Here is a 17,435-nt window from a genome sequence, read left to right as displayed (position 1 = left end):
ATGGTTTTCCGCCGAACGCCCCCGGCGTTCACCCCGCCCCGCTCACGCGGCCACGAGCCCCGCTCACGCGACCACCCGCCACAGCAGCGCCGACCTGGCCGGTACCGTCACGGGGTCGCCGCCCCGGCACATCACGCCCGGTGCCTCGTCCTGCTCCTCCCGTGAGGTGTCCACGACCAGCTCGTACTCCTCCGCCCACGGCGGCCCCGGCAGCCGGTGCTCCAGCGGCCCGTCACCCGCGTGGAGGATCACCAGGAAGCTGTCGTCCACGATCGCCCGGCCCCGCTCGTCGCGCCCCGGGATGTCCCGCCCCGACAGGTAGAACGCGATCGTCCGGGCCGGCGCGTACCAGTCGCCCTCCGTCATCTCCGCGCCCGCCGCCGTGAACCACGCCAGGTCCCGCAGCCCGTCCGCGCCCTGCCGGCGGCCCGAGAAGAACGCCCGCCGCCGCAGCACCGGGTGCGCGTGGCGCAGCGCCAGCAGCCGCCGGGACAGCGCCAGCAGCTCCCGCGCCCACGGCTCCTCCAGCAGCGACCAGTCCAACCAGCCGGTCTCGTTGTCCTGGCAGTACGCGTTGTTGTTGCCGCCCTGGGTGCGGCCCATCTCGTCGCCCGCGACCAGCATCGGCACGCCCGTGGACAGCAGCAGCGTGGTCAGCAGGTTGCGGATCTGGCGGCGGCGCAGCGCGTTCACCGCCTCGTCGCCGGTCTCGCCCTCGGCGCCGCAGTTCCAGGAGCGGTTGTCGTTCGTGCCGTCCCGGTTGTCCTCGCCGTTCGCCTCGTTGTGCTTGCGCTCGTACGACACGAGGTCCCGCAGGGTGAACCCGTCGTGCGCGGTGACGAAGTTGACCGAGGCGTACGGGCGGCGCCCGCCCCACGCGTACAGGTCGCTCGACCCCGACAGGCGGTACCCGAGGTCCCGTACGTCGGGCAGGGCGCCGCGCCAGAAGTCCCGCACCGCGTCCCGGTACCGGTCGTTCCACTCGGTCCACAGCGGCGGGAAGGCGCCCACCTGGTAGCCGCCGCTGCCCACGTCCCACGGCTCGGCGATCAGTTTCACCCGCCGCAGCACCGGGTCCTGCGCGATCACCGCGAGGAACGGCGACAGCATGTCCACGTCGTGCATCGACCTGGCCAGCGCCGCCGCCAGGTCGAAGCGGAAGCCGTCCACGCCCATCTCCGTGACCCAGTAGCGCAGCGAGTCCGTGATGAGCCGCAGCACCTGCGGCTGCACGACGTGCAGCGTGTTGCCGCAGCCCGTGTAGTCGGCGTACCGGCGGGCGTCGGGCTGGAGCCGGTAGTAGCCCCGGTTGTCGATGCCGCGCAGCGACAGCATCGGGCCCAGCTCGCCGGCCTCCGCCGTGTGGTTGTAGACGACGTCGAGGATCACCTCGATCCCGGCCTCGTGCAGCGCCCGCACCATCCGCCGGAACTCGCCGACCTGCTGCCCGCCCGTCCCCGTCGCGGCGTACGCGGCGTGCGGGGCGAAGTAGCCGATGGAGTTGTAGCCCCAGTGGTTGCGCAGCCCGCGCCGCAGCAGATGGTCCTCGTGCGCGAACTGATGGACCGGCAGCAGCTCCACCGCCGTCACCCCGAGCCGTACGAGGTGCTCGACCGCCGCGGGGTGCGCGAGGCCCGCGTACGTGCCGCGCAGTTCCTCCGGGACGCCGGGGTGGCGCCGGGTGAAGCCCCGTACGTGGAGCTCGTAGATGACGGAGTCCGCCCACGGGGTCTTGGGCCTGCGGTCGTCGGTCCACTCGTCGCCGGGCGCCTCGTCGTGCACCACGACGCCCTTCGGCACGTACGGCGCCGAGTCGCGGTCGTCGCGGACCGTGTCGGCGACATGCTGGTCCGGCCAGTCCCGTACGTGCCCGTACACCTCCGGCGGGAGCCGGTCGAAGTCGCCGTCCACCGCGCGGGCGTACGGATCGAGGAGCAGCTTCGCCGGGTTCCAGCGGGCGCCGGTCCACGGGTCCCAGCGGCCGTGCACCCGGTAGCCGTACCGCTGGCCCGGCCGCACGCCCGGCACGAAGCCGTGCCAGATCTCGTGGGTCAGCTCGGTCAGCGGCACCCGCGTCTCGGTGCCGTCGGGTGCGAAGAGGCACACCTCGACGGCCTCGGCGCCGCCCGCCCACAGCGCGAAGTTGGTGCCCGCCACCCCGTCCGGGCCGGGGCGGAAGCGGGCGCCGAGCGGTGTCGGCGACCCCGGCCACACGGGTGGCGGCGGGGGCGAGGACGCGCCCGTACCGGCTCCGGGGCCGGTGTGCGTCACCGCCCGGGTCCCGCGGCGTAACCCGTCCGGTCCTGCGCGGCGTACCCCGGAGTGTGCGTCCGGCACCCCTGGAACCGGCCCCGGGGAATCCTGGAGCGGCCCCTGGAGGGCACCCTGAACTGGCCTCTGCTCGGCTGCGCTCGACACCTGCCGGCCTCCCGCGGCTCGTCCGGCGACCGGTCCCGGGCTCCCGTCCGCCCCGATCCGGTCCTCCCCGTGTTCTGCCCGGACTGCCCGGCTCCCAACATGGGGCGGGCCCGACACGACCCGTACAGACGTTTCCCCCGCCCTCGCCCGTCGTTGGACGAACTGTGAGAAACGTAGGGAAACGGGCAGGGCTCGGCGTCGCGGCGGCGATGGCCTGGGCGGCGGTGGCGGCCGGACTCGCCGGGTGCGGCGCGGGCGGCCTCTTCGGCGACTCCGGGGGCTCAGGCCCCTTCGGTGGCTTCGGCGGCGGGAAGGGTGCGGCGGCGCGGGAGGCCGACACGATCCGGGTGACCCCGGACGACGGGGCGCGGGGCGTGCCGCCGGACGGCCGCCTGGAGGTGCGGGTCCCGGACGGGCGGCTGGAGTCCGTACGGGTGCGCCGCGTCCAGGACGCGGAGCCGGCCGAGGTGCCCGGCGCGGTGGCGCCCGACGGGCGGAGCTGGCGGCCCGGGCCGGGGACGCGGCTGGCGCTCGCCGCCAAGTACGCGGTGGACGCCGTCGCCGTGGACGGGCGCGGACGCCGCTCGGCCCGGCACACGACGTTCACCACCCTCGTACCGGAGAGCCGCTTCATCGGGTACTTCGCGCCCGAGGACCGGGCCACGGTGGGCACCGGCATGATCGTCTCGTTCCGCTTCAACCGGCCCGTGCGAAACCGTGCCGCCGTGGAGCGGGCCATCCGCGTCACCGCCGACCCGCCCGTCGAGGTCGCCGCCCACTGGTTCGGCGACGAACGGCTCGACCTGCGCCCCGAGCGGTACTGGCGGTCCGGCACGCGGGTCACCGTGGACGTGCGGCTGCGGGACGTGGAGGCGGCGCCCGGCGTGTACGGCATCCAGCGGCGGACCGTGTCCTTCACGGTGGGCCGCTCGCAGGTCTCCCGCGTCGACGCGGCCGCCCACACGATGGAGGTACGCCGCGACGGCCGCCTCCTGGCGACGCTGCCCGTCACGGCCGGGGCCCCTGAGACGACCACGTACAACGGGAAGATGGTGGTGACCGAGCTGTACGAGGTGACCAGGATGAACGGCGCGACGGTCGGCTTCAAGGACGCGAGCGGCAAGAGCGAGTACGACATCAAGGACGTGCCGCACGCGATGCGGCTGACCGAGTCCGGCACCTTCCTGCACGGCAACTACTGGGCCGGGCCGTCGGTGTTCGGCGCGGCCAACGTGAGTCACGGCTGCGTCGGGCTGCGCGATGTGAAGGGCGGCAGCGCCGAGTCCCCGGCGGGCTGGTTCTTCGACCGCACCCTTGTCGGGGACGTCGTCGAGGTGGTCAACTCGCGCGACCGGAAGGTGGCTCCCGACAACGGCCTGGGCGGCTGGAACATGGGCTGGGCCCGCTGGAAGGCCGGTTCGGCCCTGCGCTGACCGCCACGCGCGCGGGGCGCTGACCGCCGCCGGCCCCGGGCGCTGACCGCCAGGAGGCCCGGGCGCTGGCCTGGCGGGCGGCGGGCGTGGGGCCCCGCGGGACCCGTGCGCGGCCCCCGCGAGTGACGGTGCCGTACCCGCGCGGATCCGGCGCCCCCGCAGCCCCTTGCGCCGCGTCAGGCACGCCTGGAGCCCGGAAAGTTGCCGTGTGAACGAGTTGGGACCGAACGGTGACAATCCGGTGTGCGCCGTGCCGCTTCCGGTGTGATTATCTAGCGCGGTGCGCGCGGGTGCAGCGCGCGGGGGTGCAGGCCACGGCGGTGCCGGTGGCCGTGCGAGGGGAGTGTTCATCGTGAAGGGGCAGCCGATATCGGGGGCGCCGGCCGGGGTCGCGGCGCGGGCCCGGCGAGGCCGGGGCAGGGGTCCGCTGGCCGTGGTCGCCGGAACGCTGCTGCTGCTCGTCACCGCGTGCGGTGGCGGGGGCCCGGCGGAGGACGACAAGGGCGCACCGGGCAAGAACGGCTCGGGGCAGGTGGCGAACGCCGCGTCCGAGGCCGTCGTCACCGTCACGCCGAAGGACGGCGCCGACTCGGTGGCGACGAGCGGCGCGCTGAAGGTCACCGCGGAGAAGGGCAAGCTGACCACGGTCACCGTCACCGACACCAAGGGCCGGCCCGTCGAGGGCACCCTGTCGGCGGACGGCGCCAGCTGGCAGCCGGTCAGGCACCTCGCGGCGGCCACCAAGTACAAGGTGCACGCCGTCGCCAAGGACGCGGCGGGCCGCGAGTCCGCCAAGGACACGACGTTCACGACGCTCGTACCGAAGAACACGTTCATCGGCCAGTACACGCCCGAGGACGGCCAGACGGTCGGCGTCGGCATGCCGGTGTCCATCAACTTCTCCCGCGGCATCACCAACCCGGAGGCCGTCGAGGCCGGCATCAAGGTGACCGCCGTCCCGGCCGTGCCCGTCGAGGGCCACTGGTTCGGCAACGACCGGCTGGACTTCCGCCCCGAGAAGTACTGGGCGCCCGGCACCAAGGTGACCGTCGAGCTGAACCTGGACGGCGTCGAGGGCCGCCCCGGCGTCTACGGCAAGCAGGCCAAGAAGTTCAGCTTCACCATCGGCCGCAGCCAGGTCTCCACCGTGGACGCGAGCGCCAAGACGATGACGGTCGTCCGTGACGGAAAGACCCTCAAGACGATCCCGATCACCGCGGGCGCCCCGGCCACCACCACGTACAACGGCCAGATGGTCATCAGCGAGAAGTACAAGGTGACCCGGATGAACGGCGCGACCGTCGGCTTCGGCGGCGAGTACGACATCAAGGACGTGCCGCACGCGATGCGCCTGTCCACCTCGGGCACCTTCATCCACGGCAACTACTGGGCGTCCCCGGGCACCTTCGGTTCCGCCAACGTCAGCCACGGCTGCGTCGGCCTGCGCGATGTGCGCGGCGCGTACGACGGCTCGACCCCGGCCGCGTGGTTCTACAACAACTCGATCATCGGTGACGTGGTGGTCGTGAAGAACTCCAAGGACAAGCAGATCCAGCCGGACAACGGCCTCAACGGCTGGAACATGCCGTGGTCGGAGTGGACCAAGTAGCCGAACGGTGAATTCCGCCTCGGGGACCGGTGCTGTGACCAACCGCACCGGTCCCCGAGCCGTTAACGACGGCTAACCTGCCCCGTATGACAGTGACTCTCGAAGTTTCCGCGGGCGTCGGCACCATCCGCCTGGACCGCCCCCCGATGAACGCGCTGGACATCGCCACGCAGGACCGGCTCAAGGAGCTGGCCGAGGAGGCCGCGGGCCGCGACGACGTGCGCGCCGTCGTCGTCTACGGCGGCGAGAAGGTGTTCGCCGCCGGAGCGGACATCAAGGAGATGCAGGTCATGGACCACGCGGCCATGGTGCTGCGCGGCAAGGCCCTCCAGGACTCCTTCACCGCCGTCGCCCGCATCCCCAAGCCCGTCGTCGCCGCGATCACCGGCTACGCGCTCGGCGGCGGCTGCGAGCTGGCGCTCTGCGCCGACTTCCGGATCGCCGCCGACAACGCGAAGCTGGGCCAGCCCGAGATCCTGCTGGGCCTGATCCCCGGCGCGGGCGGCACGCAGCGCCTCGCCCGTCTCGTCGGCCCCTCCAAGGCCAAGGACCTCATCTTCACCGGCCGTCACGTCAAGGCCGACGAGGCCCTGGCGATCGGCCTGGTGGACCGGGTCGTCCCCGCCGCCGAGGTGTACGAGCAGGCCCACGCCTGGGCCGCCAAGCTCGCCCAGGGCCCGGCGCTCGCGCTGCGCGCCGCCAAGGAGTCGGTGGACGCCGGTCTGGAGACGGACATCGACACGGGCCTGGCCATCGAGCGCAACTGGTTCGCGGGCCTCTTCGCCACCGAGGACCGCGAGCGCGGCATGCGCAGCTTCGTCGAGGAGGGCCCGGGCAAGGCCAAGTTCGTCTGAGCCACCCGCCCCCGGGGTGCCGGGGGCGCTGACGGGTCCCTCGGGACGGGGAAGTACGGGTGCGAAACACCTCCGCGGCGAATTCCCCCGTCCGTGTGGTTTAAGGCCCCCTCAGGGAACCGTTAGGGCGCCCTAAGTCAGCCATCTCCGGCACCCGGGGGGCGTGCTCCGTCACCGCAGGTCAGGGTGGGTACGGAGAATCTCCAATGCCGCTGGCATATGCCCTCGGCGGCCCTCGGGGGCACCGGCGCCGCCGACGGGATTCCCGCGGAACCGCCCCGCGGGCCGCGCCGGACGGCCATGATGGTGGGCATGGCGGGGCTGGATGGTGTGGAGCGACCGTGGCAGCACGGCGGGGCCACCGCGGCGAGATGGGTACCCTCCGCGGATGACGAGCAGGCCCTCAAGGCCCTCGAACTGTACGGCGATCCGACCGTGGAAGAGGTGCGGCTGCCCTCCCGCCCCGAGTCCGCCGCGATCGCCCGTCGGCTCGCCCAGTGCGTCGTCATGCGCACCTGGGGGCTCGGCCCGCAGATCGCCGAGGACGTGATCCTCCTCGTCTCCGAACTCGTCGGGAACGCCGTCCGGCACACGGGCGCGCGGGCGTTCGGGTTACGGATGACGCGGCGCAGAGGTGGCCGGATCCGAGTGGACGTACGCGACCCGTCGCGCGGCCTGCCCTGTCTGATGCCGGTACGGCCCATGGACGTCAGCGGGCGCGGGCTGTTCCTCGTGGACAAGCTCTCGGACCGCTGGGGCGTGGACCTGCTGCCGCGCGGCAAGAACACCTGGTTCGAGATGCGGGTCTCCGACCGCTGACCGCCGCCGCGACCGGGGATGCGGGGACGCACAGAAGCCCCCTGTCGCCGTGGTGGGCGTCGCGGGGGCTTCTGAGAGGAGCGCCGTGGACGAGGAGGGGTGTGTCCGACGGCGCTGTGGACGACCTGGCCCGGGTCGAGGGGGGTCGTGTCACCGACTATGGCAGACGGGCGGCCTTGCCGCCAAACCTCCAGAGTGGCCCATATTTGGACATCTCGGACATTTCACTGATGAATCCTTGGTGAAATAGGCGACACGCCTGTCAAACCATGAATGACTATCGAATTGGCTGTTTATTCGCTCGCTCTTGGGATCTCGGTCGGGTCGCTGGGGAACACCGCCGACACGGTGAACGTCCCCCCGTCCGTGTCCACGCCGAACACCCCGCCCAGCGCACCCACCCGCGCCCGCAGCCCCACAAGACCCGTCCCCCGGCGCGGCCTCTCCCCGCCCGGCGGCGCCACCCCGTCGTTGCGCACCACCAGCCGCACCCCCGCCGCTCCCGCCTCCAGGACGATCGCGCACCGGGTGGCCCGGCTGTGCTGGAGCACGTTGGCCACCGCCTCCCGCAGCACCGCCCTCAGGCACTCCACCACCGCCGCGTCCGCCTCCACCGCGGGAGGCGCCACCACCCGGACGGCGAGACCGGCACAGCTCAACGCCCGGCTCGCCTGGTGCACCTCGTCCAGCAGGGGCACGGCGCCCTCCTCCGGGTCGCACAGCACCCGTACGTCGTGGTGGGCCCGCCGGGCCAGCCCCACCGCGGTCACCAGCGCCCGCCGCAGCTCCTCCACCCCCGCGCCGCCCGGCGGACCGGCCCGCAGCACCGACTCCGCCTGCACCGCGATGGCCGCGAGCGACGAGCCCACCAGATCGTGCAGGTCCCGCCGCAGCCGCTGCCGCTCCCGCTGCGCCGCCAGACGCGCCGCCTGCTCCCGCGCCCCGTGCACCCGCGCCACCACCATCGCCAGCCGCGCCACCGTACACACCGCGCACGCCGTCACCACCGCCCGCAGGGCCGCCGCCACACCACCGCCCGGCGGCGCGGCCACCCACCCCGCCGCCACCAGCAGCGGACCGCTCCCCGCCACCGCCACCGCCAGCACACTCCCCGGCAGCGGAGGCAGCGCGCACAGCGCCGCGCCCGCCAGCAGCCCCGAAAGCCCCAGCCAGCTCCCCGGCAGCGATATGACGAGCACATACGTCAACACGGCCTGGACGCCCAGCAGCGCCAGCCGCCAGCCGTACGGCACCCGGCGCGGCGGCGGCTCGCACTGGACCAGCGTCAGCACCGCGACCACCACCACCAGCGGCAGCCCCGCCAGCAGTTCCCACCCGCCCCCCAGGGCCACACCCTCCTCCACGGCGGCCGTGGCGGCGGAGCCCGCGACCAGCAACGCCAGGCCCGCCAGGCCCCACCGCACGCCCGGCGGCGCGTTCCACTTCCCCGCAGGAGCCATCACTCCTGACCCCCTCCCCTGAGCACCGGCAGTCGTGCCCTTCACACCACAGGAGCAACGTGAAGATCTCACTCCTCAGCAGTGACGAGCGGTGTTTTCATCCCGCCAGGTTCATGATCCATCAACAGAAAGTGGCGAACCATGCCAGAGCACATACCTCCCCGCGAGGAGTGGGAGGGTTCGGCCGTCGTCCTGCAACGCCGCAGACGCGTCCTGACCCGGGTCGCGATCGTCGCCGCGATGGCGCTGGCCGTCGAGACGGGACTGCTCGTCTCGGGAAGCGGCACCGCCGTGGCCGTCAAGCGTCCCCCCGCCGAGGTGCCCACCGCGCCCGCCAAGCCCAAGGGCCCCGACGCGGCCGCGGACATCGCCTCCGCGAAGGTCGCCGCCAAGCTGCACGGCAAGCGCGTCGAGGCGCTGTCCGAGCGCACCGAGACCTCCACCACGTGGGTCAACAAGGACGGCACGCTCACCACCGAACTCTCCGCCGGACCCATACGGTTCGAGCGCGGAGGCAAGTGGACCAACGTCGACGTCACCCTCCAGCAGGCCGGCGGCACGATCGCCGCCAAGGCCCACCCCAACGGGCTCCGCCTCGGCGGCAAGGGCGGCGCTCTGCCGGGCAGCCTCGCCGCGGCGCGCTCCGCCGCCCCGCGCGACCTGGTCACCCTCGGCGAGGGCGACGAGCAGATCACCCTCCAGTGGAAGGGCGGACTGCCCGCCCCCACCCTGAACGGCACCCGCGCCACCTACCCGGGCGCCCTGCCCGGCGCCGACGTGATCGTCGAAGCCACCAGGACCGGCTTCGAGCAGTACGTCCGCATCAACCAGCGGCCCGGCGAGGGCTACTCGTACACCCTGCCCCTCAAGGCGAAGGGCCTGACCGCCAAGCCGCAGCCCGACGGCAGCGTCCTGTTCACCGACCGGAAGAACACCAGGCGGGCCGTCATGCCCGCCCCCGTCATGTGGGACGCCACCACCGACCCCGTCTCCGGCGAGCACACCCGCCAGGTGCCGGTGTCGATGAAGGTCGAGCAGAAGGGCTCCACCATCGACCTGGTGGTCACCCCCGACGCGAAGTTCCTCGCCGACCCGGCCACCAAGTACCCGGTCACCGTGGACCCGTCCACCTCCTCCCTGGGCAACGTCTTCGACACGTACGTCCAGGAGGGCGAGACCACCGACAAGTCCACCGGCACCGAACTCTGGCTCGGCAACCCGGGCACCACCAACCCCGACGGCTCCAGCCGCTACGCCCGGTCCTTCATCACCTGGGACACCTCCCCGGTCCGGGACGCCCTCGTCTCCAACGCCAAGCTCAGCCTGTACAACACCCACTCCGGCAACACCGACTGCACCGGTGCCGCCTGGACCGTCTGGGAGACCGGCGCCGCCTCCACCTCCAGCCGTTGGGGCACCCAGCCGACCTGGATCGAGCAGTACGCGAGCTCCACCGAGACCAAGGGCCGCGACAACTGCGGCGGCGACGGCTGGATCAACGCCGATGTGACGAGCCTCGTCCAGAAGTGGGCGTCCGCCAAGAGCACCCGCTCGCACATGGGCCTGCGCGCCCCGTCGGCCTCCACCACCCAGTGGAAGCAGGTCCGTTCCGCGAACGCCGCGTCGAACCCGCCCAAGCTGGTCGTGAACTACAACTTCCGGCCCAAGACCGGCACCAAGCAGGAAGCCGGACCGCCGTTCTTCTCGTACAGCGGCACCTACGTCGCCAACACCCTCACCCCGACGCTCCGCGACACCTTCACGGACGCCGACGGTGACAAGGTCAACGGCACCTTCCAGATCTTCGACAACGCCACCAACACCCAGGTCGGCGACGTCCTCGTCTCCAAGTACGTCGCGTCCGGGCAGGCCGCGAGCGTGACCGTGCCCGCCGGGGTGCTCACCGAGGGCAGGACGTACAAGTTCCGCACGTCCCCCTACGACGGCACCCACTACAACACCGGCTGGTCCGCCTGGCGGCTGTTCACCGTCGACACCAAGGCGCCCTCCGCGCCCGCGGCGATCACCTCCACCGACTACCCGACCGGCCAGTGGGTGAAGGGCGAGGGCCAGCCGGGCACGTTCACCGTCACCCCGCCGGCCGCCGACCACCACTGGCTCGAGTGGTCCCTCGACGGCGTCACCTGGACCAAGGTCGCCACCGGCGGAGCGAGCACGCCCAAGGCGATCTCCGTGACCCCGCCGAAGAACGGCACCCACACCCTCCAGGTCCGGGCCGTCGACAAGGCCGACAACAAGTCCGAGGCCGCCTCGTACGTGTTCCACGCCGGGCCCGGCGGCTTCGTCCAGCCCGCCGAGGGCGAGCGCACGGCCCGCCGTCTCCCGCTGGTCGCCGAGGCCGCCGCCGGCACGTACGACAAGGTGTCCTTCTCCTGGCGGCGCTCCGAGGCCGACGCGTGGACGCCGATCCCGCCCGCGCACGTCACCTCGGGCGGCACGGCGCTCGGCGCCTGGCCCGTACCGCTGGTGAACGGCAAGAACGCGCCGCTCGTCTGGAACGCCACGGACACCGTCGACCCCGACGGCACCATCCAGATCAAGGCCGACTTCACCGGGCCCAACAGCGCCTCCCGCAGCACCCAGCCGCTCACCGCCGTCATCGACCGCAACGCCGAAGGCGCCACCACCAGCGAGATCGGCCCCGGCACGGTCAACCTGCTGAACGGCAACTTCACGCTCTCCGAGACCGATGTGTCGCTGTTCGGCATGTCCGTGACCCGCAGCCTCTCCTCGCGCACCCCGAACCGGGGCGCCACGCAGGAAGGCCAGGCGCCCATCTTCGGCAAGGAGTGGGTGTCCGGCACCCTCGCCGAGGTCGCCGAGAGCGACTACAGCCATCTGCGCCGGATCTCCGACACCGCCGTCGACGTGGTGATGGAGGAGGGCGACGCGCTGCACTTCACCGCGAACGCCGCGAAGACCGGCTGGGTCGCGGAGCCCGGCTCGGAGGACCTCACCCTCAAGGGCAGCGTGACCGGCAGCTTCACCCTCACCGACTCCGAGGGCACGGTCACCACCTTCACCAAGCCGGACGCCGCCGCGACCACCTGGCAGGTGTCCAGCGTGCTGGAGGACGGCCTCGGCAACTCCACCACCAAGGTGGTCTCCGAGACCGTCACCGTGGACGGCAAGAAGCTCGCCAGGCCCAAGCGGGTCATCGCGCCCACGTCGGCGGCCACCACCGCCGCCTGTGAGACCGACCCCGCCACCAAGGGCTGCCGGGTGCTGGAGTTCGTCTACGCGACGACCACCACCGCCACCGGCACCGCCACCACCGCCGAGTTCGGCGACTACGCCGGGCAGGTCAGCGAGATCCGGATCTGGCTCACCAGCCCCGGCGCCGCCGCCTCCACGGCCACGGCCGTCGCGAAGTACCGCTACGACTCCACCGGCGCCCTGCGCCAGCAGTGGGACCCGCGGCTCAGCCAGGCCACCCAGACCCAGTACGCCTACTACCAGGGACGCGTCACCTGGGTCCAGGAGAAGGGCCAGCTCCCGTACACCCTCACCTACGGCAACGCCGGGGTCGGCTCCGCGCCGGGCGACGGCATGCTGCTGAAGGTCTCCCGGGACGCCCTCAAGCAGGGCACCGCGGACACCGTCGAGGGCACCGCCGTCACCAGCGTCGTCTACGGCGTCCCGCTGACCGGCACCAAGGCGCCGCACGCCATGGGCGCCTCCGACGTCCTCAAGTGGGGCCAGAGCGACGCCCCGACCGACGCCACCGCGGTGTTCCCGGCCGACTCCGTGCCGGCCTCCCACTCGGGCGCCGACCTGGCCGCCGGTGCCTACACCCGCGCCACCATCACGTACCTGAACGCCTCGGGCCGCACCGTCAACACGGCCACCCCGGGCGGGCACATCACGGCCACCGAGCACGACCGTCACGGCAACGTGGTGCGCGAGCTGACCGCCGCCAACCGGGCGCTGGCCCTCGGCACCACCGATGAGCAGAAGGCCGCCCTCACCGACCTCGGCATCATCCAGATGTCCGCGGGCGAGCGGGCCCACCTGCTGTCCACCACGTCCCTGTACGACGACTCCGGCGTCCTCAAGACGGAGGAGTTCGGCCCGATCCGCCGGGTGGACCTGACCGAGGACCTCAAGGACGGCACGACCGTCCTGGTCAACGCCGGCACCTCGGTGCCCGCGCGGGCCTGGACCGTCAACGAGTACGACGAGGGCCGCCCCACCGACGGCACCGCCAAGGTGCGCCACCAGCCGACCCTGACCATCAAGGGCGTGCGGGTGCGCGACTACTACTCCGTGATGGGCGAGAAGGAGCTGGAGGAGACCCAGTACGACTGGGCCAAGGGCCTGCCGACCCTCACCATCAAGGATCCCGGCGGCAAGAACATCACCACCACCACCGGCTACGACGCCCAGGGCCGGGTCACCTCCCAGGTGCTGCCGGGTGGCACCGGAACCGACGCCGCGAGCCGCGTCACCACCTACTGGTCGGCGACCGGCACCGGCTGGTGCCAGGGCCGCCCCGAGTGGGCCGACCAGCCCTGCTGGACCGGCCCGGCCGGTGACATCACCGGCGGCGGAACGCACCCGAACAAGCTGGTCAACACCACCACCGAGTACGACCGCTGGGGCAACCCCGCCCAGGTCACCGACGAGGTGAACGGCGTCACCCGCACGACCACCACCACCTACGACGCGGCCGGCCGCAAGAGCACCGAGACCGTCACCGGCGGCCTCGGCCAGGCGGTCCCCGCGACGACCACCGAGTACGACCCGGCCAGCGGCGAGATCGTCAAGATCACCTCGCCCACCGCCGGCACGATCACCAAGGCGTACGACAAGCTCGGCCGCCTCATCAAGTACACCGACGCCGACGGCGGCACCACGACCGTCGAGTACGACCTGCTCGACCGCAAGGTGAAGGAGACCGACTCGGTTCCCTCCACCGTCACCTACACGTACGACCACACCGCCGAACCGCGTGGTCTGGCCACCGCCCGCACCGACTCGGTCGCCGGGACCTTCCGCGCCACCTACGACGCGGACGGCTCCCTCGCCACCGAGAAGCTGCCCGGCGGCTACACCCTGACCGTCACCGAGGACACCACCGGCACCCCTGTCAGCCGGGTCTACACCCGTGACAGCGACGGCCTGTCCCTCTACACCGACGCCGTGACCTACGAGGGCCACGGCCGGGTCAGCACCCACGCGGGCTGGTCCGGGCAGACGTTCCGCTACGACAAGGCGGGCCGTCTGGTGACGGTGGACGACACCGTGGACCTGGTGTGCACGCGCCGCTCGTACACCTTCGACATCCGCTCCAACCGCAAGGCGCTGACCACGGCCACCGGTGAGCCGGGCGCCGACTGCCCGACGAGCGGCGGCACCACCGCCACGTACACGTACGACAGCGCCGACCGGCTCATCGCCTCCGGCTACACGTACGACGCGTTCGGCCGCACCACCGCCCTGCCGGGAACCACCATCGGCTACCACGCCAACGACCTGGTGCACCAGCAGACGGCCGGCGCCGAGCGGCAGACCTGGGCGCTCGACCCGTCGCTCCGCTTCCGCTCCTGGACCGTGGAGAGCAACGCGGGCGGCACCTGGACGCGGACCGCCGCCAAGGTCAACCACTACGACGGCGACGAGGACGCTCCCCGGTGGATCACCGAGGACACCGCCACCGGCGCCGTCACCCGCAACGTCGAGTCCCTCGGCGGCGACCTGGCCGCGACCACCGGCGCCACCGGTGGCACCGTGCTCCAGCTCGCCACCGTGCACGGCGACATCGCGCTGCAACTGCCGCTCGACGCGGGGGAGGCCCCGGTCGCCCTCGACAGCGACGAGTACGGCAACCCGCGTCCCGGCAAGGCGACGGCGCGCTACGCGTGGCTCGGCGCCAAGCAGCGGTCCAGTGAGACCCTCACCGGCCTCACCCTCATGGGCGTGCGGCTCTACAACCCGGTGACCGGCCGCTTCCTGTCGAACGACCCGGTCTACGGCGGCAGCGCCAACCCGTACGAGTACGGCTACGGCGACCCGGTCAACAACTTCGACCTGGACGGCCGGTGGATCCCCATCGCCATCGCCGCGGCCCGCGCGGGCTGGGCCTGCTGGAAGCACTGCCGCAAGGTGTACAAGGCGGCCAGGACCGGCTACCGGGCGTTCCGCTCGCTGCGCAGGTTCCAGAAGTCCACGCGCAGGCTGCACCGCCAGATCAACCGCAGCCGCGGCCACCGGTCGCACCGCCGTCCCGGCGGCGGCCTGCGGCACCTGGGCCGCTGCGTCGGCACGTACGCCGGTTTCGGCGCCCTCGCGGGCTCGTTCAAGTCCAGCGCCCGCTGGGTCAGCTACTCGACCGCTTTCGGCGGCGCCTACGGCGCGTACCGCTACCTTCGGAAGCGGTGCTGAGCCGACGACCCACACCGACGGTCCTCCGTCGCGGCGCCCGGGCCCTTCTCGGCCCGGGCGCCGGACGGCGGCCGACACCGGGGCGGGCCGGGCGTCGCGACGTCCGGCCCGCCCCGCCGTACCCGAGGGGATATATGACCGAACACATCCGGCGGGCGCCGCGTCCGCTCGCCGACTCCGTCCTGTTCGTGCTGTGGTGGGCGTGGGCCTGGCAGTCGTCCGGCGCCACGGCCCAGGGGGCCACGCTCATCGGCCAGTTGAGGGACGACACGCCCTGGTGGTGGTGGGTGATCCTGGTGGGGCTGCTGTGCGGACTGCCGGCGCAGTCCCACGCGCCCGGCGGGGGCGTCGCGCGGCTCGTGCGCCGGGTGGCCGGGGGCCGGGGCGGGGCGCCGGTCGCCGTCGCCCTGACGCTGGCGGCGCTGGTGGCGCCCGCGCTGCTGTTCGGGGTGGGGCTCGGGTCCGTCGTCTCGGACCTGCCGACGGCCGCCCGCTGGGACGGCTTCCTGGACGTGATGTCCTCCGCGCCCGCGCTCGCCGTGTACGCGGCGGGGAGCGGGGCCGTGCTCCTGCGCCGACGGAGCACCGGCGGGCGGAGCGCGCCCGCCCCCGGGGAGGCCCGGCGGCGCTGAGCACGCCGACCAGCACCCATAATCGATCACATGATCAGGGTGCTGGTGGTCGAGGACCACGCCGTCGTGCGGGCCGGGCTCGTGGCGCTCCTGAACACCGCTCTCGGCATCGAGGTCGTCGGCGAGGCCGCCGACGCGGAGTGCGCTCTCGCCAAGGCGGCCCGGCTCCGCCCCGACGTCGCCCTGCTCGACATCGACCTGCCCGGCGGCATGGACGGCATCGCCCTCGCCGGGGCGCTCATCGGGCGGGTGCCGACGTGCCGGCCGCTGATGCTGACCGCCATCGAACGGCCCGGGCACCTGGCGCGGGCGCTCGCCGCCGGGGCGCGCGGCTACCTCCTGAAGAGCGCCACCCCGGAGGAGACCGCCGACGCCATACGCCGGGTGGCCGCCGGAGGACGCGTGGTGGACGCGCGCCTGCGCGACCGGCGCCCCGAGCCCTGTCCGCTGACGGAGCGGGAGGCGGAGGCGTTAGGGCTGGCCGCCCAGGGCGCCACCGCCCGCGAGATCGCCGCCGACCTGTTCCTCAGCGTCGGCACGGTACGCAACCGGCTGTCGTCGTCCATCGGCAAACTGCACGCCAGGACCCTGGTGGACGCGATCGGCATAGCCCAGCGGCACGGCTGGATCTGACCGCCCGCCCGGGTCCGCCCGGCGCCCCGGGTACACCGGGGCGGCCACCCGGCGGCCCCGGGGCCCGCCCGGCGCTCCGGGCCCGGTCGCCGCGCTCGTGGCTGAGCCCCCGACGCGCGCCGTGCCGCCGACCGCGCCCAGTGGGCCACCAGCAGTGCCTCCGCGCCTCAGTGGGCGACGAGTAGGGCCTCCGCGCCCACCGCCCGGTAGCCCGCCGCCTGGAACGCCCGCACGCTGCGCGAGTTGCCCGGCGACTGCTGCGCCCACACGTGTCCGTCCGGCACCAGATGGCGCGCCGCAAGCGCCAGCCGCACGCCGAGGCCCCGGCCCTGCGCGTGGTCGTCCACCTCGACCGCCGCTTCCCAGCGCCCCGCGACGGCACGCCCCAGGATGAGGACGCCGCCGTCCGCCCGCCACACCCGTACGTCGTCCCGGTATTGCAGCGCCCGCACCACCCGCGGGTGCTCGGGGTCCTCGATCTCCCGCAGCGGCACGGGTGGTTCACCGGGCAGCGCAGACGCCACGGTGAGCAGGTCCACCGCGTCCATCGTCCGGCCGGTGCGGCGCATCAGCGACGCCAGGAACAGCGGGTGCACCGACGCGGCCAGCGGGTCGCACCCGGCGGCGTCCAGCTCGGCCCTGATCCACTCCGGGTCCTCGTCGAGGAAGACCACCGAGTGCGCCGTGAAGGCCAGCACACCGGCGTCGCGCCGGTTCGGCTGCGGAACGATCCGTGTGGTGCCGTCCGGGACGGGGAACTCGCCGCGCGCCGCGGCCTGGAGCACACGTGCCACCTCATCGCTCATGCCCTCATCATCCTGGTGGCCCACAGCGGCCGGTCCTCACCCCTCCCGCTACTCTTACGGCCGTAGTACGAACATATGAAGGGGTGGAGCGATGGCGGACATCGAGTCTGCGCGCAAGGCTTTCGACCGTTACGACGTGAACGGCGACGGGTTCATCACGGCCGCGGAGTACAAGAGCGTCATGGCGCAGCTCGGCGACTTCAACGTCACCGAGACGGTCGCCCAGGCGGTCATCAACGCCCAGGACGGCAACGGCGACGGCCTCCTGAGCTGGGACGAGTTCTGGGCCCGCCTCAACAAGGCCTGAACCACGCCCGAGGGGGCGCCCCGCGTCCCGCGGCGGCGCCCCCTCGGCGTACGGCGGCC

The 17,435-nt window shown here is 73.0% G+C and carries 11 protein-coding genes; 8 read left to right on the top strand and 3 right to left on the bottom strand.

The window, feature by feature from the left end:
* Positions 1-63 precede the first annotated feature (63 nt).
* Complete coding sequence (gene glgX / locus J116_RS07420) at positions 64-2,271, bottom strand: glycogen debranching protein GlgX (RefSeq protein WP_023586461.1); 2,208 nt, start codon at positions 2,269-2,271, stop codon at positions 64-66.
* A gap of 311 nt (positions 2,272-2,582) precedes the next feature.
* Between glgX and J116_RS07415 the strand changes: the two genes are divergently transcribed.
* The 4 genes from J116_RS07415 to J116_RS07400 all read left to right on the top strand — a co-directional run bounded on the left by J116_RS07415 (position 2,583) and on the right by J116_RS07400 (position 7,133).
* Positions 2,583-3,851, top strand: a complete 1,269-nt coding sequence (locus tag J116_RS07415) for a L,D-transpeptidase (protein WP_028963790.1) — start codon at positions 2,583-2,585, stop codon at positions 3,849-3,851.
* 352 nt (positions 3,852-4,203) lie between these two features.
* The gene (locus J116_RS07410; protein ID WP_028963789.1) at positions 4,204-5,460 is read left to right on the top strand and encodes a L,D-transpeptidase; all 1,257 of its coding nucleotides are present in this window, start codon (positions 4,204-4,206) and stop codon (positions 5,458-5,460) included.
* Between the two features lie 86 nt (positions 5,461-5,546).
* Positions 5,547-6,314, top strand: a complete 768-nt coding sequence (locus tag J116_RS07405; protein WP_023586458.1) for an enoyl-CoA hydratase/isomerase family protein — start codon at positions 5,547-5,549, stop codon at positions 6,312-6,314.
* Positions 6,315-6,626: 312 nt separating this feature from the next.
* Positions 6,627-7,133 (top strand): ATP-binding protein, encoded by a 507-nt coding sequence (locus J116_RS07400; protein ID WP_028963788.1) that lies wholly within the window; start codon positions 6,627-6,629, stop codon positions 7,131-7,133.
* 293 nt (positions 7,134-7,426) lie between these two features.
* Here the strand turns inward: J116_RS07400 and J116_RS07395 are convergent, their stop codons facing one another.
* Positions 7,427-8,593, bottom strand: a complete 1,167-nt coding sequence (locus J116_RS07395) for a sensor histidine kinase (protein WP_069818290.1) — start codon at positions 8,591-8,593, stop codon at positions 7,427-7,429.
* 240 nt (positions 8,594-8,833) lie between these two features.
* On the opposite strand from J116_RS07395, the gene J116_RS07390 reads away from it, so the two are divergent.
* The 3 genes from J116_RS07390 (at position 8,834) to J116_RS07380 (ending at position 16,263) form a co-directional block, all read left to right on the top strand.
* Positions 8,834-14,998 (top strand): DNRLRE domain-containing protein, encoded by a 6,165-nt coding sequence (locus J116_RS07390; RefSeq protein WP_051203682.1) that lies wholly within the window; start codon positions 8,834-8,836, stop codon positions 14,996-14,998.
* Between the two features lie 134 nt (positions 14,999-15,132).
* Entirely contained in the window at positions 15,133-15,630 is a 498-nt protein-coding gene (locus J116_RS07385) for a hypothetical protein (RefSeq protein ID WP_023586454.1), read from the top strand.
* Positions 15,631-15,660: 30 nt separating this feature from the next.
* A complete protein-coding gene (locus J116_RS07380) occupies positions 15,661-16,263 on the top strand; it encodes a response regulator transcription factor (protein ID WP_023586453.1) in 603 nt (200 codons plus the stop codon).
* A 167-nt stretch (positions 16,264-16,430) separates the two neighbouring features.
* On the opposite strand, the gene J116_RS07375 is transcribed toward J116_RS07380, so the two are convergent.
* Positions 16,431-17,069 (bottom strand): GNAT family protein, encoded by a 639-nt coding sequence (locus J116_RS07375; RefSeq protein ID WP_023586452.1) that lies wholly within the window; start codon positions 17,067-17,069, stop codon positions 16,431-16,433.
* Positions 17,070-17,160: 91 nt separating this feature from the next.
* On the opposite strand from J116_RS07375, the gene J116_RS07370 reads away from it, so the two are divergent.
* Positions 17,161-17,376 carry an EF-hand domain-containing protein gene (locus J116_RS07370; protein ID WP_023586451.1) on the top strand — a complete coding sequence of 72 codons (216 nt, stop codon included), beginning with the start codon at positions 17,161-17,163 and terminating at the stop codon, positions 17,374-17,376.
* Positions 17,377-17,435 lie beyond the last annotated feature (59 nt).

Source organism: Streptomyces thermolilacinus SPC6, from assembly GCF_000478605.2.
GTDB lineage: Bacteria > Actinomycetota > Actinomycetes > Streptomycetales > Streptomycetaceae > Streptomyces > Streptomyces thermolilacinus.
This window is presented reverse-complemented; position numbering and strand designations above follow the sequence as displayed.